The 19,029-nt window shown below is 40.5% G+C and carries 11 protein-coding genes, 1 tRNA gene, 2 pseudogenes and 1 CRISPR repeat array; of the genes and pseudogenes, 8 read left to right on the forward strand and 6 right to left on the reverse strand.

The window, feature by feature from the left end:
• Window positions 1-278 precede the first annotated feature (278 nt).
• From H6G77_RS23430 to H6G77_RS23450, 5 genes are read left to right on the forward strand one after another with little or no spacing between them, the layout of a single operon-like run.
• Window positions 279-1,862 carry a class I SAM-dependent DNA methyltransferase gene (locus tag H6G77_RS23430; RefSeq protein WP_190872866.1) on the forward strand — a complete coding sequence of 528 codons (1,584 nt, stop codon included), beginning with the start codon at window positions 279-281 and terminating at the stop codon, window positions 1,860-1,862.
• 2 nt (window positions 1,863-1,864) lie between these two features.
• Window positions 1,865-2,989 carry a hypothetical protein gene (locus H6G77_RS23435; RefSeq protein WP_190872867.1) on the forward strand — a complete coding sequence of 375 codons (1,125 nt, stop codon included), beginning with the start codon at window positions 1,865-1,867 and terminating at the stop codon, window positions 2,987-2,989.
• Complete coding sequence (locus tag H6G77_RS23440) at window positions 2,967-4,286, forward strand: restriction endonuclease subunit S (RefSeq protein ID WP_190872868.1); 1,320 nt, start codon at window positions 2,967-2,969, stop codon at window positions 4,284-4,286. The genes H6G77_RS23435 and H6G77_RS23440 overlap by 23 nt, the downstream gene beginning before the upstream one ends.
• A gap of 18 nt (window positions 4,287-4,304) precedes the next feature.
• Window positions 4,305-7,643 (forward strand): type I restriction endonuclease subunit R, encoded by a 3,339-nt coding sequence (locus H6G77_RS23445; protein ID WP_190872869.1) that lies wholly within the window; start codon window positions 4,305-4,307, stop codon window positions 7,641-7,643.
• Window positions 7,640-8,332 (forward strand): M48 family metallopeptidase, encoded by a 693-nt coding sequence (locus H6G77_RS23450; protein WP_190872870.1) that lies wholly within the window; start codon window positions 7,640-7,642, stop codon window positions 8,330-8,332. The genes H6G77_RS23445 and H6G77_RS23450 overlap by 4 nt, the downstream gene beginning before the upstream one ends.
• A gap of 53 nt (window positions 8,333-8,385) precedes the next feature.
• Here H6G77_RS23450 and H6G77_RS23455 read toward each other — a convergent pair whose 3' ends face one another.
• Window positions 8,386-8,556 carry a ribbon-helix-helix domain-containing protein gene (locus H6G77_RS23455; protein ID WP_190872871.1) on the reverse strand — a complete coding sequence of 57 codons (171 nt, stop codon included), beginning with the start codon at window positions 8,554-8,556 and terminating at the stop codon, window positions 8,386-8,388.
• A gap of 218 nt (window positions 8,557-8,774) precedes the next feature.
• Between H6G77_RS23455 and cas12k the strand changes: the two genes are divergently transcribed.
• Complete coding sequence (cas12k, locus tag H6G77_RS23460; RefSeq protein ID WP_190872872.1) at window positions 8,775-10,721, forward strand: type V CRISPR-associated protein Cas12k; 1,947 nt, start codon at window positions 8,775-8,777, stop codon at window positions 10,719-10,721.
• A gap of 653 nt (window positions 10,722-11,374) precedes the next feature.
• Window positions 11,375-11,989: a CRISPR direct-repeat array (repeat unit 37 nt; unit sequence GTTTCAACAACCCTGACGGTAGTTGGTAATTTGAAAG).
• A gap of 525 nt (window positions 11,990-12,514) precedes the next feature.
• Here cas12k and H6G77_RS23465 read toward each other — a convergent pair.
• From H6G77_RS23465 to H6G77_RS23475, 3 genes are all read right to left on the reverse strand, one after another.
• A tRNA-Ala gene (locus tag H6G77_RS23465) sits at window positions 12,515-12,587 on the reverse strand.
• Window positions 12,588-12,674: 87 nt separating this feature from the next.
• Window positions 12,675-13,403: an HAD family phosphatase gene (locus tag H6G77_RS23470; RefSeq protein ID WP_190591848.1), complete on the reverse strand. Its 729-nt coding sequence runs from the start codon at window positions 13,401-13,403 to the stop codon at window positions 12,675-12,677.
• Window positions 13,400-14,314: a class I SAM-dependent methyltransferase gene (locus H6G77_RS23475; RefSeq protein WP_190872873.1), complete on the reverse strand. Its 915-nt coding sequence runs from the start codon at window positions 14,312-14,314 to the stop codon at window positions 13,400-13,402. The genes H6G77_RS23470 and H6G77_RS23475 overlap by 4 nt, the downstream gene beginning before the upstream one ends.
• A gap of 378 nt (window positions 14,315-14,692) precedes the next feature.
• Between H6G77_RS23475 and H6G77_RS23480 the strand changes: the two are divergent.
• Both H6G77_RS23480 and H6G77_RS23485 read left to right on the forward strand, forming a co-directional pair.
• A pseudogene (locus H6G77_RS23480) lies at window positions 14,693-15,154 on the forward strand (RtcB family protein); the annotation flags it as partial.
• Window positions 15,155-15,467: 313 nt separating this feature from the next.
• Window positions 15,468-16,187, forward strand: a pseudogene (locus tag H6G77_RS23485) (RtcB family protein); the annotation flags it as partial.
• A gap of 775 nt (window positions 16,188-16,962) precedes the next feature.
• Here H6G77_RS23485 and H6G77_RS23490 read toward each other — a convergent pair.
• The gene (locus H6G77_RS23490) at window positions 16,963-17,802 is read right to left on the reverse strand and encodes a metallophosphoesterase (protein WP_190591845.1); all 840 of its coding nucleotides are present in this window, start codon (window positions 17,800-17,802) and stop codon (window positions 16,963-16,965) included.
• Between the two features lie 201 nt (window positions 17,803-18,003).
• Window positions 18,004-18,834 carry a metallophosphoesterase gene (locus tag H6G77_RS23495; RefSeq protein WP_190674156.1) on the reverse strand — a complete coding sequence of 277 codons (831 nt, stop codon included), beginning with the start codon at window positions 18,832-18,834 and terminating at the stop codon, window positions 18,004-18,006.
• Window positions 18,835-19,029: the final 195 nt, after the last annotated feature.

The raw sequence follows: 19,029 nt of genomic DNA on the forward strand, positions 1-19,029 counted from the left end.
CAAGCATTAACAGGGCTTCACAGTTAGCAGTTGTTTTTAATAACCTCTAACAAAAATAAAGCCAATCAGCCGGGTATAAAATACCTTTTTGCCTTCCAGTGGTAACATGAGTGATTGTCTGTAAAAAGACATTTATTTAATTGATTGGGTTAAACAGAGAGTAAGTTAGCAAAAAGTTCATTAATGCTGGCTTTGTTTATACTCGCTATCAATAAGTGCTAATACCCACGAAGTAAAGGCAAATTTCTGCTCATCACAAAGTCAGGGATTCTACTGTTATGGCAAAACTCACCCTTCCGAAGCTGGAACGCCACCTTTTTGCGGCGGCTGATATTTTGCGCGGGAAGATGGACGCTTCTGAATATAAGGAATTTATTTTTGGGATGCTGTTCTTAAAGCGGGCTGCTGATGTGTTTGATGGGCGCTATCAGCAAATTGTTAAAGAATTTATGGATAAAGGAGAGAGTGAGGAAGCTGCTAAGGAAAAGGCGGACAACCCTAAACGTTATGTTCCGACTAATACAGAAGCTTATACGTTATTTGTACCACCACAATCTCGTTGGAGTACCATAGTTAATACTTTTCATCAACAGATAGGCAATAAACTTAATACTGCCTTACACAGCCTTGCTGATGCTAACCCGGCAGTGTTGCGGGATGTTTTTGACCATATTGATTTTAATAAACAAGTGGGTGGCAAGAGTACGTTAAGCGATTTGCAGTTACGTCAAATGATAGAACATTTTGACAAGCGATCGCTACGTAACGAAGATTTAGAATTTCCTGATTTGTTGGGTGCGGCTTATGAGTATTTAATTTATTTCTTTGCTGACTCTGCTGGTAAAAAAGGCGGTGAATTTTATACTCCCCGTGGGGTGGTGAAGTTAATGGTGCGAATTGTCAACCCCCAAGAAAGGATGGAGGTTTATGACCCCTGCGTGGGTTCGGGGGGAATGTTAATTTTGTCTAAGCAGCACATAGAAGAACACGGTGGAAATTCCCGCAATTTGAGGCTTTACGGTCAAGACAATAACGGTGGAGTTTGGGCTATCTGCAAGATGAATTTATTGCTGCATGGCATTCCTAATGCTGTGCTTCAGAATGACGATACCTTGATGGTGCCGATTAAAGATGGGGGGAATTTAAAGCATTATGACCGAATATTGAGTAATCCGCCGTTTTCGCAAAACTACAGCCGGGGTAATAAAGATAACCCAATGGAGTTTACTGACCGATTCCGCGTTTTTTGCCCTACGAGTGGAAAAGCTGATTTAATGTTCGCCCAGCACATGCTAGCGGTGTTAAAGCAAGATGGGATTATGGCGACGGTAATGCCTCACGGGGTATTGTTTCGCGGTGGAGAAGAGAAGAAAATCCGCAAGTTATTTATTGAAGAAGATAATTTAGAAGCGGTGATTGGCTTACCACCACAATTATTTTATGGGACTGGGATTCCGGCGTGTATTTTGGTGATGCGTCCCACAGGTGCGAAACCAAAAGCGACTCAAGGTAAAGTGTTGTTTATCAACGCTGATGCGGAATTTCAGGCTGGACGCGCTCAAAATTCTTTGCGTCCTGAACATATAGAAAAAATTGTCTCGGCTTATGAAGATTTTACAACTAATGCCGATTATCCGGGGATTCCGGGTTATGCGACGGTGGTGACTCAACAACAATTGGCTGACTACGAATACAACTGTAATATTCGCCGCTATGCTGATAATACCCCACCGCCAGAACCTCAAGATGTACGATCGCATCTTTTGGGTGGTGTACCAAAGTCTGAGGTGGATGCAAAGCAAGAATTATTTACTAGCCACGGTTTTGACCCGATGACTTTGTTGCAACGGAGGGAAGGGTAAACATGGAAGAATATTTAGATTTTCAGCCGACGTTAACGGAACGCGCCCAAATTAAGCAGCGCATTGAAACAAATGCAGGGATTTTACAGCACGAGGAGGAACTGCGGCAAGTTACTCTCAATTGGTGGCAGGAACATCAACAGGGTTTAATTGATTTGCCTAAAAACAAGGAGTTGATGAAACTGCGGGCAAAATTTTTACAGACTTTTGAAGCGGCGGTGCGTCCTATTGGTTTGTTAGATAGGTTTAAGACTATGGGAGTTATTGCCAGCTGGTGGGAAGATGCTTATGAGGTTTCTGCCGATTTGAAACGTTTAGCGAATTTGGGTTTTAAAGGTTTGATTGATTCTTGGGTGGATACCATTCGGGATGCTTTGGAAGATACGGAAAGTAAGCAATCTGGTAATAAGTTTGACCCTTTGAGTCACAAAATTGTCCCGGCGCTGGTTCCCCAGTATTTGCAACAGTTGGAAGATGCTGAGGCGGATGTGGTGACGTTGGAGCAGGAGAAGGAAGCTTTTGAGCAAGGGGAGGAAGGGGAAGCGTCGGAAGATGGAGAAGCTGTTAATTTTGTCAAGCAATTAGAAGAACAACTGAAAGAATTGAAATATTCAATTAAGGATGGTCAAAAACGGCTGAAGGAATTACAGGGAACTGACCGCAAGAAGGGGTCGATTAAGTATGAGAAAAAGAAAGGGTATGACACGACTGCTTTAGAAGAGGAATTGGCTAATCTGCAATCAATGGTGATACCGAAAGAGCAGGAAATTGCCGAGATTGAGGTACAGTTACAACCTTACAAGGAGATTTTGGAAAGGTTAAAGGAAGCACGTAAGCGTGTGCGGGATCTGAAAGGGTTGCTTGTAAAAGAGTTGGAAGCCGCGAGTGCAGCTTTAAGTGAGGAGAAAGCGCAAGGGTTGGTTTTGGATTTGTTTAAAGCGGATTTGTTGATGCAGTTGGAGAGATATGTGAGTGAACACCGTCAGATGGTGATTGCTGCGGTAGAAAATTGGTGGGATAAGTATAAGGTGACTTTGGCAGAAATTGAGAAGGAAGAGGAGGAGGTTAATTTACAGTTGAGTGAGCTTTTGAGGGGATTGGGGTATGTTGCAAATAACGATTTTTGATAAATTTCCAAAAGATTGGGATTTAGTTGGTCTTGAAGATTTTGTCAATTCTAATAGTGGAATTAAACCAGGCCCTTTTGGTTCAAGTATTACTAAAGACTGTTACACAAAATTTGGCTATCGCGTATATGGACAAGAACAGGTAATAGCAGGAGATTTATCAGTAGGAGACTACTTCATATCTAAAGCAAAATTTAGAGAACTGCATAGTTTTGCTGTGCAAGCTAATGATATTCTTCTGAGTCTTGTTGGAACAGTAGGAAAAATTTTAGTAGTCAGAGAACCTTTTCATCCAGGTATTATTAATCCACGTTTAATCAGATTACGTCCTCATTATCAAACAAATACTCAATATTTAAAGCATTTATTAGAGTCTTCTATCGTTCGCTATCAATTGAATAAAATTGCTCAGGGTGGAACGATGGAAGTTTTGAGTGCTACTGTTCTCCGACAATTACGCTTACCAAAACCTCAACTACCCGAACAGCAAAAGATTGCTGAAATTCTCGACGCGATTGATCAAGCGATCGCACTCACCGACACCCACATCACAAAACTCAAAAAAGCTAAAGCCGGACTACTGCACGATCTCCTCACACGCGGTATTGACGATCATGGCGAACTGAGAGATTATACACGTAATCCTGAATTGTTTAAGCAATCGCCCTTGGGGATAATTCCGAAAGATTGGGATATTGAAACTATTAAGCAATGTATAAAAACAATCGAACAGGGATGGAGTCCTGATTGCGAATCTTTCAGAGCAGAACCTGGTGAATGGGGAGTTTTAAAGACAACATCTGTTGTATGGGAAGGATACCAAGATATTGAAAATAAGCGTTTACCCAGTAATTTGAGTCCAAGAGCGCACTACGAAGTAAAACCGGGTGATGTATTAATAACGAGAGCGGGGCCTAATTCCCGTGTAGGGGTTGTAGCTTTGGTAAGAAATACGCAACCAAAGCTTATACTTTCGGATAAACTTTACCGCTTAGTACCAAATGAAAAAATTAGGGCTGATTTTCTAACTTATGCCTTGTCTAGTAATCAGGTACAAAGTTATTTATCAAAATTTAAAACTGGTTTAGCTGAATCACAAACTAATATTTCTCAGGCAATAATTTTGAACTTATATCTACCTTTACCGCCTGTTGATGAGCAAGAAAAAATTGCCAAGAGTATAGAAATTAAAGATTTAAAAATTTTACAACGAGAGAAATATCTTGAAAAACTCAAACTTTTAAAAAAAGGCTTAATGTCCGACCTATTAACCGGACGGGTGCGCGTCAAAATTTAACCAACAAAGGAGAAAAAGATGGGGTCGGGACTTGAAGAGACATATACAGAATTACCCACAATCGAACAACTCCAAAAAATGCGACAACTTCCCGGCGGTTTAGGCTGGGAACACATCAAAGCAAACCCCTTGGCAACAATCCCCGAACAACGAGACGATTACCACGAAGTTCTCCTACTTTCCCGACTCCAACGCCAACTGCGAGAAATCAACCTCGACCCTAACGGACAACCCTGGCTAGACCAACACCGCATCAACCAAGCCATCAACCAACTGCAAAACCTTGGCCCAGGTAAGCTGATGGAGAAAAACGAAACCCTGACAAAACTTCTCCTCACAGGCGTGAAAGTCGAAGGACTCACAGGTAAACAAACCACCATCAACCTCATAGACTTCGACCACCCGGAACGTAACGACTTCCTCGCCATCAGCCAATTCCGCATCGACCCACCAGGAGTAAATGGCCCTAAAGGTCACTACCGCCCGGATATTATTTTGTTTGTCAACGGTATCCCCCTCGTGGTCATCGAATGCAAAGCCCCAGGTGCAGATATGCTCAAATCTGGGATTCAAGACTTGCTACTTTACTCCAACCAACGTAACAGCTTACAACCCGAAGGAATTGAGCGTCTATTTCACTACAATCAATTGATGATTTCCTGCACCTCCGGGCGGGCTGTGGTGGGTACGGTGGGGAGTCAACCCAAGCATTATCTCGAATGGAAGGATACCAGTCCCTTCGATTCCAGCCTCATAGCTCAGATTTTAGACATTACAAACCCTACCCTTCCCGAAGAGGAATTAATCTCAAGTGCATCTAATTACTTATTACCTGAATCTTCCCCTACTAACGAAGACGAGACTTTAGCAGCAGTCAAAAGTGGCGAAAAGTTAGAAGATTTAATTGACTTATCCAAACTTAACCGCCGCCAGCAACTCATCGCCGGAATGCTTCACCCTGCTAACTTGCTGGACATCCTGCGCCACTACATTCTCTTCACAACCAAACACAACCGCCGCATCAAAATAGTCCCACGCTATCAACAATTCCGAGGCGTATCTAAAGCCGTTGACCGCTTAATACACGGTAAAACCAAAACAGAACATGGTAGCCAAGACCAGCGCGGCGGTATTATCTGGCATTACCAAGGCTCAGGTAAAAGCTTGGATATGGTGTTTATCCTCCGCAAACTGCGGACAATTCCCCAACTTCAACAGTTTAAAGCGGTCATCGTTACCGATCGCACAGATTTAGAAGACCAACTATCAGAAACAGCAACCCTTTCCGGTCAAACTTTGCAAGTCGCCCAAAACATCAAAGATTTAGCGAAGAAACTGCGACAAACAGGGCCGGGTATTGTTTTTGGGATGGTTCAGAAATTTAACAAAATTAATGAAGCGAAAGAATACGCTGATATTGAAGAGTTAAACAATGCTCTCAATCCCTCCGAAGGCATTTTACTATTAATCGACGAAGCTCACCGTTCCCACAGCAACACCCTTCACGCTTACCTTTCCAAAGCTTTACCCAACTGCGCCAAAATTGGTTTTACAGGGACTCCCATCATCTCAGCAAAGAAAAAGAAAACAAAAGACATCTTTGCCCATGACGAAAATCCCTATATTGATATCTACAGTATTCGGGATTCCCAAAAAGATAATGTCACCGTTCCCATTTTCTACGAAGGTCTGGAAACAATGGGAGCAGTTAAAGGAGCCACTACTCTAGACCAACTTTTTGAGGTGCTATTTCAAGACTATACCGCAGAAGAACGGGCAGCGATTAAATCCAAATACGCCGGAAAAAAGAACGTCCTCAACGCTAAAGAACTGATGAAGGACAAGGCTAGACATATCTTACGCCACTATGTCACGCGCATCATGCCTGATAAATTTAAAGCTCAGGTAGCAGCAAGTGATCGCCAAGCTTGTGTTTTGTACCAGCAATATCTTACCGCAGCCAAAGAGGAATTGATTCAAGAATTAGAGTCAAAAGCCGTTATTTTGCAAAGTCTGAAATTAGAATCCGCACCAACTGAATACCGCACCCTCGTACAAGCTTATCCTTACCTAGATACCATCAAGCGCCTGGAATTTGCGGCGATTATCTCCGCCAACAGCAAACAAGACCCCCAAGCTTGGAAACAATGGACGGATGAAAACAACCACACTACTTACAAAAACCGCTTCTGGAAAAACTTAGATGAAGACGGTTTAGCTTTTTTAATTGTGAATAATAAATTGCTGGTAGGCTTCGACGCACCTTTAGAACAAGTGCTATATGTAGACCGCAGCTTAGTAGAACATGACTTATTACAAGCGATCGCTCGTACTAACCGTACTGCCGAAGGTAAAGACTACGGTTTAATTGTAGACTATTACGGTATCGATATCGCCGCCGCCATGAGTGTCTACGACCAAGAAGATGTCGATGGTGCCTGGTTTGATATCCAAGAAGAACTACCCAAACTAGATGAAGCCCACCACCGGGCAATGAACTTTTGGCAAGAACGCAACTTAAATATTGACGATGACAAAGAAGCTTGTATAAATATCCTAAATCATGACGAGCGATCTCGCGCGGAATTCTACCAACTGCTGCGGGAGTTTCTGCAAGCAATGGATGCTTTTTTACCTCGTCCCCAAGCTTTGCGCTACCTCAAAGATGCGAAAAAATTGGGAGAATTAAAGAAATTAGTCGATGATATTTTCCGAGATGAACGCCCAGAAGACGCTAAAGAAAAAGTTCAAGCTTTAATAGACCAACACATCCAATCTCAGGGTATTAACCTCAAAGTCTCACCAGTAAATATTTTAGACCTCGACTTTGAGCAACGGGTACAACAAAGGCGTTCCGTGCAAACTCGTGCGGCTGAAATGGAACACGCCATCCGTTACCACATCCGCACCCATCTAGACGATGACCCAGTTTATTATCGCAACCTCAGCGATAAACTAGAAGAAATTTTACAACGTTTGGGTGCAAATTGGGATGCGATCGCTACAGAATTTTTAAATCTAGCGCAAAAAGTCCGAACTGAACAAACCGAAGTTAGCGAAAATCAACCATCAGCCCGAATTCGCCCCTTCTTCAATGCTCTCATAGATGCGCTAGACTCACCAACACCAGAAATTTCCATCCAACTACAAACCTTTAGCACCGAACTGGTAGAGTATATCTACAGCCAAAGTTATGTAATCGGCTTCTGGAACGATTTGGTAGCTAGAGAAAACCTCTGCAAGAATATCTGGCTGAAATTAGAAGATTTAAATGTCTTCCCAGATAGTAAACTGGACGGTTTAGCAGACCAAATCACCCAATTAGCCGAGCGACACGATGTAAATCGAGGGCGATGAAAACCATTAATGTTGGAGAACTCTCCTTTGAACTGCGCGAAAGTCCCCGTCGTCGCACAGTTGAAATTACCATCGAACGCGACGGTCAACTAATCATAACAACACCACCTCAAGTCCCAGTAGAAAAACTAGGACAAATTATCGAACAACGTCGCTTCTGGATTTACAGCAAACTGCTGAAAAAATCAGCCATAAAACAGCCAACTGAACAAAAAACTTATTTACCTGGCGAAGGCTTCCACTATTTAGGACGCAGCTATCGCCTGAAATTAGTAGATAGCGCAAACAACCCACTTAGACTTTATCAAGGACGCTTTGAACTTTTGCGATCGCATCAAGAGCAAGGTCGAGATTTATTTATTCAGTGGTATCGCGGTCATATTCAACAGCATTTAGAATTAATTACTACATCTATCGCTAACAGAATCAGCGCAAAACCTACTTCTATCCAAGTGCGCGAACTCGGTAATCGTTGGGGTTCATGTAACCCGAAAGGTGATATTTATTTCCACTGGCGTGTTGCTTTGCTTCCTAATGCGATGATTGAATATGTCGTAGTTCATGAAATGGTTCACTTAGTTCAACCCAACCACAATAGAGATTTTTGGGACAGGGTAGAGCGAATCTTACCTGACTGCGTGGAAAGAAAAGATTGGTTAGCAAAAAACGGCGCAATTTTTAGCTTATAAATTGCGATGAGGGGTAGCAGTCTGTCAAGGAAAATCATTTCCCGATGGCTGGCTTATTGTTGCGGTGGATTCTGCTTGTTTTGTCGCTCCTCAACAGCTTTACTAACAATTCGCACCACAAGATTACTGATGGGACGGTCTTCTTCCTGCGCCCATCTCACCAAAGCCTCATGAATATCTTTGGGAAAGTATATCGAAGTTTGTACGCGATCGGTCTGGCTCATCAATAGTTAAAAGATTTATCGCCAATCAATCATACCCTCGTAACCTTGTAACAAGGCTAAATAATGTTTAACAATGTGTGGCAATGTTCATGTGATAGATTAAAAACATTCCTACACATTAATTTCATGTTCAAAAATTTGCCTTGGCGCAGGTAAATCACCAGTTAACTTTAATTGCACAAATAAAAAACATTTAGTTCTATGGATTTGTTGTTACTATGAGCCACACTACTGAAAAAATTTATACCGCTCCAATTTTAAGAACTATAAGCTGTGATTTATGTGCTACAGAAGATGTACTTCGTAAAGTATGGGAAGAAATGACTCAAAAAAATACGCCCCTAATTGTTAAATTATTGAAATTTGTAAGTGAGCAACCAGAATTTGAAACCTATAAAGAAAATGGCACAATAACTAAAAAGGAAATCACTAATTTACGTAAAATTTTAATAGAAGATTCTGATTTGAAATACCAGTCAGGTCGTCTCCGCACATCAGCAGACTCTTTGGTAACAGAGGTTTATTCCTCATGGCTTCAACTATACCAAAAACGGCAGAAGCAGAAAGAAGGTAAAGAATACTTTCTCAACAATATACTTAAAAGTGATGTTGAACTTGTAAAAGAAAGTAATTGTGATTTACAGACAATACGTTGCAAAGCACAAGAAATACTGAGACAAGCAGAAGAATTGTTGAGACAAAGCCAAAATTCAGTATCTCAAGTAAATGTCAATAACAACATTCCGAAAAGCGTAACTAAAATTTTGTATGAAATTCATAGGGAAACACAGGATATTCTAACGCGATGTGCAGTAACCTACCTGATAAAGAATCAGAATGATGTGACTGAGATAGAAGAAGATATCACAGAGCTTCAAATGCGTCGTACTGAAAAAGAAGTAGAGATTAAACGCTTAAACAAACAGATACAGAATAGTAGATTACCTCATGGTAGAGATATAACTGGAGAAATATATAATCAGGCATTGGATAATCTCATAAATCAAGTTCCAAAAGACAATAATGAATATTCAGAGTGGATAAATTTTTTTTTAAGTAAAAAATCATCATTACCTTATCCTATAGATTATTTATATGGAGATTTAAGTTGGTATAAAGATGATAATGGAAACATTTATGTTTACTTCAATGGTTGGTCAAAATATCATTTTAAAATCTGTTGTGATAAACGCCAACTTCATTTTTTTGAACGTTTTTTAGAAGACTACAAAGCTGTTAAGGAAAGTGAAAAGGGAAAAGAAAAACTCTCTGGTAGCTTGGTTACACTACGTTCTGCACAGTTATTATGGCAACAAGAGGAAGGTAAAGGTCAACCCTGGAAAGTAAATAAACTAACCCTACATTGTACCTATGACGCTCGTTTATGGACAGCAGAGGGTACAGAGGAAGTAAGACAGGAAAAAACTAATAAAGCTCAAAAACAAGTAGATAAGGTAGGAAACAATGAAGATATTGATAGCAAAGAACAGAAGAAGCTCAGTAAAAATATAGCTTCATTGTCTCGTCTTAATAATTCATTTACTCGTCCTAGTAAGCCAATTTATCGAGGTCAATCTAACATAATTGTTGGAGTTAGTTTTCATCCGGTTGAGTTAGTAACGCTTTCTGTAGTTGATGTAACTAACCAACAAATACTGATATGTAAAACGCTCAAACAGTTACTGGGCAATGCTTTTCCACTATTAAGCCGTAGACGAAGACAACAAGTGCATTTGCGTAAGGAGAGGGAAAAAGCTCAGAAAAAAGATTCCCCATGTCATCTAGGAGAGTCACAGCTAGGGGAATATGTTGATAAATTACTGGCAAAAAGAATCGTGGAAGTCGCTAAGGAATATCAGGCTGATAGCATTGTCTTACCTGGGTTACAAGGCATTAGGGAAAATCGTACCAGTGTAATTCAAGCAAAAGCAGAAACCAAATTTCCCGGTGATGTCAATGCACAAAAATTATATGTCAAGGAATATAATCGCCAGATACACAATTGGAGCTACAGAAGGCTTCAACAATCTATAAAGTCAAAAGCTGCCGAATTGAAAATCAGTGTTGAGTTTGGTGTACAGCCATCTTATGGCACTCTGGAAGAGAAAGCCAGAGATTTAGTCTTGTTTACTTACCAAAGCAGAATTAATACTGTTGGTAGATAAATTTCTACCTAAATATTGTATTATCAAGTGTAATAAATCGGTGCCATCATATAAGATGCTACAGTATCAACCCCTTTGATTAGATACTGTCAGAATGGGTTAGTTTAACGCTTTGACCAGCGTATTCTTTCTGGCCCTGGTAGCTGCCAACTCTACCTATGCGTTCATCTAAGTGTTTGTTAGCAGTAGTTGTTTGGGTAAGCAAATGCTGCTGTTAGATGAGAAAGGACTCGCACCGAGACGCATGGGAAGTATGAGGTGTTAGGGTTTCAAACAGCCCAGAACCTTAGCTCTTGACATCAGACTCTTTTAGCTTGGTGTTGGGTGCCAGAGCGGCCTGTATGACTAGAATCTTTGGTTTTGGTTGTACAAGGAACTTATACCTCTTAGTTTATAACAAAGTAAGGGTACGGGTATACCGTCACGGTGGCTACTGAACTACTAACTACCCCCTAATTTTTATTTTTGGCAAGTCAAAGCGAGGGCAAAATCCCCAAGGTGCTGCCAAAATTCTACAAATCTTGTCTAAACTAGGTTTCATACTTCTCAAGGTGAATCTAAGTTTATTTAGCTGCTGTAGAAAATTGCTTTTAATATAGACTTGCCAAAAGCACCTGTGGAACACAGTGCAAGTAAAGATTTTGAACGTCAGTGTTTCAACAACCCTGACGGTAGTTGGTAATTTGAAAGTCTTCCGGTTACGTCCTCCACTGGCGAATTAGTCAGTTTCAACAACCCTGACGGTAGTTGGTAATTTGAAAGCAGCCTGATTATCTTCATGCCTCGCCAGTATGTGCGAAGTTTCAACAACCCTGACGGTAGTTGGTAATTTGAAAGATGATTATGTCCCGAAATATGGCAAAGTCATCGGGGTTTCAACAACCCTGACGGTAGTTGGTAATTTGAAAGTTCTTCAATCTCCCCACACAAAAACCAGCTCAACTGTTTCAACAACCCTGACGGTAGTTGGTAATTTGAAAGAAGCCAATCCACCTTGATGCGAATTGGCAGTTAATAGTTTCAACAACCCTGACGGTAGTTGGTAATTTGAAAGTATTTGTTGTAGCTGCTAATTTCACCGGAGCAAAAGGTTTCAACAACCCTGACGGTAGTTGGTAATTTGAAAGTCCCTTCACAAGCTTGAATGCTGTGGTTACTAAAGTTTCAACAATCCTGACGGTAGTTGGTAATTTAAAAGCAAAATCTTACCCTAGCAGCAGACATATTTCAGGTTTCAAGAACCCTGACGGTAGGTAGTAGGTTGGAACTTACAACCAGGAATAAGGAGTTAACCCACACTGCACCAAGTTTAAAACACCCTATAGTTGTTGGTGGTTGGAAAAACATGATTTACCTATTTTTCAGTGAGCTAAATTTATCTTTTTGTCGTATATTGATTTATTAGGGTAGTTTGAAAGGAGTGCTGCGATCGCACAATAAGACGCAGCCGTTGTAGACAAAAAGGTAATAAATTTTTGGCATTAGGCTGCAAATGAATCTTTTGAAAGGTAGATTAATTTGCACAGCAGGTTTTGAGCCACTTTAAAAGGTTTAATAAATTTTATTTTAATAACCAATAGGTTTGCCCTAATCTTCCAAAATTAAATTCCACAATATTGTGCGTCCTAATTTTGGACAATAATTCTTTAAAACTGGTTTCAACTCTGGACAATAATTCTTTAAAGCTATCTCGATGGCTGAAAGTCTGTAAAATAGGCAATTTATGCCCCTTCACTTGGTAAAATTGGACAATAATTCTTTAAAACTGACAATAATAATTTAATGGACAACAATGGAGAATAGGAGACTCGAACCCCTGACCTCTGCGGTGCGATCGCAGCACTCTACCAACTGAGCTAATTCCCCTTAAAATAGTGCTGAGTGCTGAGTTGTGAGTGCTGAGTTAAGAAGAATATCAGCAATTTAATCAACGCTCTGCCACCAAATAACATTTTAACACTCACTTACCCTTGGCTGCGGTTCTTTGCCAGAAAACACGTTCTGCACTCGTTCGAGTTCTAAATCAGTCAAATAATCTACAGTCCAGTTACAGCAACGCTGAAGTATATGGAAAGGATAGGTATTGGCTACACCCACAACTTTCATGTTGGCTAGTTTGGCGGCTTGGATACCTGCGGGGGTGTCTTCAATGGCGATACATTCTTGGGGTTGCAAATTTAATTCGGGAGATTGTTGGTTGAAGCGTTCCACTGCTAACAGATAACCATCTGGTTGGGGTTTACTGGTGGTGATGTCGTCTCCTGCAACAATAACTGTAAAGTATTCTGCGAGTTTGGCGCGGTTGAGGACTAATTCTATTTCTTTACGGAGTGCGCCACTAACTAAACCTAAATAGAGATTTTGGGAACGTACTTGATAAATTAAATCTTCTACACCTGAATATATGGGCAGTTTTTCTAATTTTTCCAGTTCCAGCACATAAGCTTCAGCTTTGCGGTGAAGTAGCTGGTTGAGATACTCTTCCGTGACTACTCTACCGCGATTTGCCAGCAGTTCTTGAAAACAAGCGCGATCGCTCCTGCCCAAACAAGTCTGACGCTCTTGGGGTTTTTGGGGTTGGAGATTCTCATTCACGAGAATCTCATCGATTAATTGCAGGTGAATACGTTCATCGTTAATGATGACACCATTAAAATCAAACAGAACTGCCTTTAAACTCATGCCGTTATGCCAAATACTGGAGATTCTAAACCCTCCAAATCATTATTATCTATTGTGCTGTCTGTTGATCCCTGACTATGCTGGCGGACTGTGGCTTGCATAGCTGAACCTGTGATTAGAGTTGGTTTTATCCCGCTACTTAGTTGATGTATCCACCAAACATCTTCGGTGCGTACTCCTTGAAACCCCGCCGCACCCAGCCGCGCATCTACACTGTCAGCAGCATACTCATGAATATAAGGTTCCTCAAAGATATTATTCAGCCAATCTAACTGACGCAGGGTTTTTTGATTGCCATCTAAAATTAAAACCTGTCCACCAGCTACTAATAACCGAAAGCTTTCTTGCAAAATTGCTTGGGTAACTGCACTTGGTGTTTCGTGAAATAGTAAAGACGCGGTAACTAAATCAAACGAAGCATCGGGGAAATCAGTTTGCGCGGCGTTGCCATGTCGCCAGATAATATTTAAATTGGTAGTTCTGGCTTTATCTTCTGCCCTCACCAGCATATATGGAGACAAGTCCAAACCAATCACTTCCGCTTGAGGGAAAGCTTGTTTTAACATCAAAGTTGTGGAACCCGTACCACAACCTAAATCAAGTATGCGCCTTGGTTGAACTTTCACCGCATCAATCAATGCTTGACGCACCCAAGTTTCATTCGGAGGCAAGACGTATTCCGTAATTGGGTCGTAACTTACCGCCGCACTAGAATTGAGATATCCGCCTTTGATACCGTGAAAATTTTGCTTGTAGTACGCAGGAATTGTAACATCGGCAGAACGAATTACATCGCCCTCTTTTTCCCAATCAATACTCAGTGCGTATCTTTGTAACTTCTCCTCATCAATCAAAAAACGCACTACCGGAGATAAAAAACTTTCCCAGATGGTATCTTGAGCCGTTGCCATAATATTTATTTAGTCATTTTCTTGACAAATTTTAATGTATCTTGCCAAATCCTGCTTTGCTCACCAAGCACCAGGATTGACATCCATCTATTTTTTGTACTACAAATATATTACAAGTGATATTATGCAGGTAATTTATCGAAACTCAATGCAAAACTTGATTTACAGCATAATTCAGGAGTCAGAAGCCAGAATAACAGTAGGCTATCTATTTAGCTTCTAGGACTAAACTGTTTACTTACAGCGTTTTCCGGTTGAGTCCAGTACAAGTTATTAGGGGATAGAGGCTAGAGGCTAGATGAAATGACAAATAACAAATGACAAATGACAAATGACAAATGACCAATAACTACCATCAAACATATCTAAATCACCAAAATGCCTTACGAAAACTTAGAAATTAACACACAAACACCTGTTTTATCTTGGGCAAATCATCCTTTAGCAAGTGATGAAACCAAGATGGCGCAAAATGTGGCATCATTACCATTTGTATTTAAACACGTCGCCTTAATGCCAGATGTGCATTTAGGAAAAGGTGCTTTAGTTGGTTCTGTAATTGCTACCAAAGATGCCATCATTCCTGCGGCTGTGGGCGTGGATCTTGGTTGTGGTATGTCTGCTATCAAAATGCCATTTAGTGGCGATAAATTAGAAGGCAAACTTAAAAAAATTCGCCTAGATATTGAAGCAGCAATTCCCACAGGTTTCAACGAAAATAAAGAAATTGAAAAATCAGTTACTAACTGGCAACGTTGGCATGATTTTCAAGATTTGCACCCTGGTGTGCAGGACTTAGAAAATAAATCGATGAAACAAATGGGTTCTCTTGGCGGGGGTGAAAGATTGCCCCTTACTGTAGTAATACAGTAATCAAAACTCGTCCAAATCGGTGAAGGCTGAGATTGCTAATACCGAGGGAAGCGGTAAAACGCCCCGTAGAGAGCAGAGGGACTTGGGCATCCTAAATAGCTAATAATTTAGGATGAAGGTGTGCTCCGAACTATACCGAACAAGAAGGTATAGAATCAAGCAGAAATGACTTGATCGATTGCTACTTTCATTTATTGAAAGTGCTTAATAGAAGTCAAAATAGTGTAGAAATGAGGCTATGGAGACTTAATAAATTAAGCCAGCAATCAGTAACAAATTGAATCATTTTATTGAAGTGTGCCTCGATACAGAGAACCAAGTTTGGCTAATGTTACATTCTGGTTCACGTAACATTGGGAATAAATTAGCTCAATGTCACATTAATACAGCTAAAGAATTAGCCAAGATGGCAGGGAATAATTTACCTGACCCAGACTTAGCTTATTTTGTGGCAAATACACCAGAATTTCAAGCTTACTGGAATGATTTGCAATGGGCGCAAGACTATGCACGTTTCAACCGCGATGTCATGATGATGCGTTTTAAGCACATTATTGAAAAACATTTGGCGGGTGGAAAAGTAACTAAACCTTTATTGCAGGTAAATTGTCATCACAATTACGCCGAAAAAGAAGTACATTTTGGCGAAGATGTGTATGTCACTCGTAAAGGAGCAGTCCGCGCCCAGACAGAAGATTATGGGATTATTCCTGGTTCAATGGGAGCGAAATCTTTCATTGTCAAAGGCAAAGGTAATGCTCATAGTTTCTGTTCTTGTAGTCATGGTGCTGGCAGATTATTATCCAGAAATAAAGCCAAAAATGTCTACACACTTGATGACTTAATTGAGCAGACTAAAGGTGTAGAATGCCGCAAAGATAATGATGTTTTGGATGAAATTCCAGGTGCTTATAAACCAATTGAGCAAGTAATGGAAAATCAATCTGATTTAGTGGAAGTTGTGGCGACACTCAAGCAAGTTGTATGTGTCAAGGGTTAAAGCAACCATAACAAGAAAGTGGTGGGTATGAATCCTCCACTTTTTTGACAAGTTTGGTGAGCAGAATTAAATTTTACCGATATCGTCGCACAGATGGCGATCGCAGCATATCTTACACATAGCCCCAACGGATGGAATTTGCGGCTATAAAAATGTGGACGCACAAGCAGTGTTAGCGCCGTGGGTAGGCTTCCTGACTCCCTCTCTGGTGTGCAACTTCAGTTGCTAGGTGCAAGATAAGCGTAAATAAACTTAATATATATGTGATTAAAAAGCTTCACAATGCTGAAGAAAAATTCCTGTAATATTACGACACATTAACGCTATTCAAATTTAGTAAACAGGTATACCACGGAAAATTGCAGCGTGCTAGATTAAGGTCAAGGTACAGAAAGGTTAAGTCTAAGTGAAGTTAGCAACTTGAGATTAGAGCTTGTACCTCCCGCTCTAAAATCTAAATGAGCGATCGCAAATCAAACATGGCATCCTATGGAAGTGTTTTCGCCTTAAGTCTAGTCTATTGATTGATTTTGTTGGAGGTTTTTAAACATACAGCCAGAAATGCCTGCCTATTAGAATCAAGGATGCTGAAAGAAGTTTGAGAGTAACGATTGCGTTTGTCCACCTTATTTGAGTTAGTTCTTCTGTTTTTTCAATTTTTTCAGTCTTTTCGGACGACCCTTATATTTAATCAACCGCCTCAAGTTACAGACATTCATCGGTCTTAACTGAGGCGGTTAATATTTTTCAGCACAAATATTCCCAGGCTAAAATTTTATACTTCAGACTTCATTAAAGTAATCACCGTAACTTCAGGTGGACAAAACAAGCGTCCTGGTCTGTAAGTTCCTAAGCCACGATTCACGTATAACTGATTATTAGCTACTTTGTGAAATCCTTGCGCCCATTCCCAATATCTCACGACCTTTGAGCAATCGCCAAACCAAAATGGAACCCAACGCCGGAGTTTTTTTGGTAATTGTTTGAGTAACTTTTTATAATAAAACACCGCAGGGCCAAAACCAGGAATAACAATGTGACCACCATGCGTATGACCAGATAATTGTAAATCAACTCGCCACTGTTCTAAAATTTTGGCAGTATCGGGATTATGAGATAAAACAATGCGCGGTGTGAATGGGTCGAGTTGCTGCATAACTGGTATAGGATTAAACTCCCGCGACCAATAATCAGCTAAACCAACCACTGGTAATTCATCGCCAAAGGGATAGGCGATTTCATTCCACAGAACATGGACACCGATACTAGTAAAAGCCTTCGTCACTTCAGCTTGAGAATGATTGTAGTGTATGTCATGGTTGCCAAGTACAGCATAAACACCACAGCGACTTTGTAGATGTTTGAGTCGCATCACAAGTTGATGAATTGGGGAAGGATCATCAGTGACATAATCACCAGTTAACACTATTAAATCAGGTTCTACTTCATTAGTCACTGCGATCGCTTCTTGCAACATTTCCTCAGAAAGTCGCATACCATCATAGTGAAAATCTGATAACTGGACTAACTTTATCCCTTCTAAAGATTGTGGTAATTCGGCAATCTTAACCGTGATTTTATCTACACTTAAACGTCCCGTAAACAACCAGTGCATAGCGCCAAAAACACTCCTCATATTAGCGTTTACAGCTTACCAAATATCAAAATTCATCTTAAGAAATTGTAAAAAATATAGAAGAATACAGAATACAGAAGCCAGAATCCAGAATCAATTAATCAAAGATTCTGTTTTGTTACTCACAACTAATTTATACTGCATTCTGACTCCTGGCTCCTGAATTCTTGACATCACAACTTATTCTCTTTCTAAGGTAATAACTGTTACTTCTGGCGGACAAAATAGCCTTCCGGGAGAATAAGTTCCTAAACCACGGTTGACATATAGCAGATTCCTTCCTACACGATGTAAACCCTGCGCCCATTCCCAATGACGGAGGACAAAGTTATCTCGGCGTAAATAGGGAAAGCAACGCCGGATTCTGTGGGGTATTAGTTGCAGTATGTTTTTACGATAAGCAACCACCGCCCCCAGTCCGGGAATGACTATTTGACCACCATGAGTATGACCAGATAACTGCAAATCTACCCGCCAAGCTTGCAATATTTCTGCCGTGTCGGGGTTATGAGATAGCACAATGCGGGGTATATTTGGGTTTAACTGCTCCATAACAGGTGCAGGGTTAAATTCTGGTGAATACCTATCTGCCAGTCCGACTAATGCTAATTCATTCCCAAACGGATAAACGACTTCATTCCATAAAACACGCACGCCAATTTGAGTTAAAGCCTTGGTAATGTCCCTTTTTGAGTAGCGGTAATAAATATCATGATTACCCAGGACAGCATAAATACCTGCTTGAGTTTGCAATTGTTTGAGTTTTAAAACTAAGTCATTAATTGGTTGGGGACTTGTGGTAACATAATCGCCTGTTAATATGACTAAATCTGGTTTGACTTGGTTGCTCAGTGCGATCGCTTGTTCTAACATCTCATCCGATAGACCCGCACCATCATAATGAAAATCTGACATCTGCACCAACTTCTTACCTTGTAACGATGCAGGTAAACCCGCAATCTTCACCGTTAATTTTTCTACACTCAACGGCCCAGATAATAACCAGTGCATAATAGATTTATAAACTTCAATAATAGCGTTTAAAGTTTAACTAACAATCTGCCATTTGAAAGTTGCAAGTCAAACACTTTTGAGAAACTTGATAAATGTTAATTAAAATCTGAATTTTTTCTGCTGTAGTTAGTCTAGAAATAAAATTGCAAGAAACGCCAAGAGACTGGAAGTTTGAGGGGTTTATTTGCAGCA

This window comes from Aulosira sp. FACHB-615 (genome assembly GCF_014698045.1).
In the GTDB taxonomy this organism is placed as follows: Bacteria; Cyanobacteriota; Cyanobacteriia; order Cyanobacteriales; family Nostocaceae; genus Nostoc_B.

What these genes read in the sequence shown, in the direction of transcription:
- H6G77_RS23430 (WP_190872866.1), top strand. Translation starts at nt 279, where the DNA reads ATGGCAAAACTCACCCTTCCGAAGCTGGAACGCCACCTTTTTGCGGCG.
- H6G77_RS23435 (WP_190872867.1), top strand. Translation starts at nt 1,865, where the DNA reads ATGGAAGAATATTTAGATTTTCAGCCGACGTTAACGGAACGCGCCCAA.
- H6G77_RS23440 (WP_190872868.1), top strand. Translation starts at nt 2,967, where the DNA reads ATGTTGCAAATAACGATTTTTGATAAATTTCCAAAAGATTGGGATTTA.
- H6G77_RS23445 (WP_190872869.1), top strand. Translation starts at nt 4,305, where the DNA reads ATGGGGTCGGGACTTGAAGAGACATATACAGAATTACCCACAATCGAA.
- H6G77_RS23450 (WP_190872870.1), top strand. Translation starts at nt 7,640, where the DNA reads ATGAAAACCATTAATGTTGGAGAACTCTCCTTTGAACTGCGCGAAAGT.
- H6G77_RS23455 (WP_190872871.1), bottom strand. Translation starts at nt 8,556, where the DNA reads ATGAGCCAGACCGATCGCGTACAAACTTCGATATACTTTCCCAAAGAT.
- cas12k (WP_190872872.1), top strand. Translation starts at nt 8,775, where the DNA reads ATGAGCCACACTACTGAAAAAATTTATACCGCTCCAATTTTAAGAACT.
- H6G77_RS23470 (WP_190591848.1), bottom strand. Translation starts at nt 13,403, where the DNA reads ATGAGTTTAAAGGCAGTTCTGTTTGATTTTAATGGTGTCATCATTAAC.
- H6G77_RS23475 (WP_190872873.1), bottom strand. Translation starts at nt 14,314, where the DNA reads ATGGCAACGGCTCAAGATACCATCTGGGAAAGTTTTTTATCTCCGGTA.
- H6G77_RS23490 (WP_190591845.1), bottom strand. Translation starts at nt 17,802, where the DNA reads ATGCACTGGTTGTTTACGGGACGTTTAAGTGTAGATAAAATCACGGTT.
- H6G77_RS23495 (WP_190674156.1), bottom strand. Translation starts at nt 18,834, where the DNA reads ATGCACTGGTTATTATCTGGGCCGTTGAGTGTAGAAAAATTAACGGTG.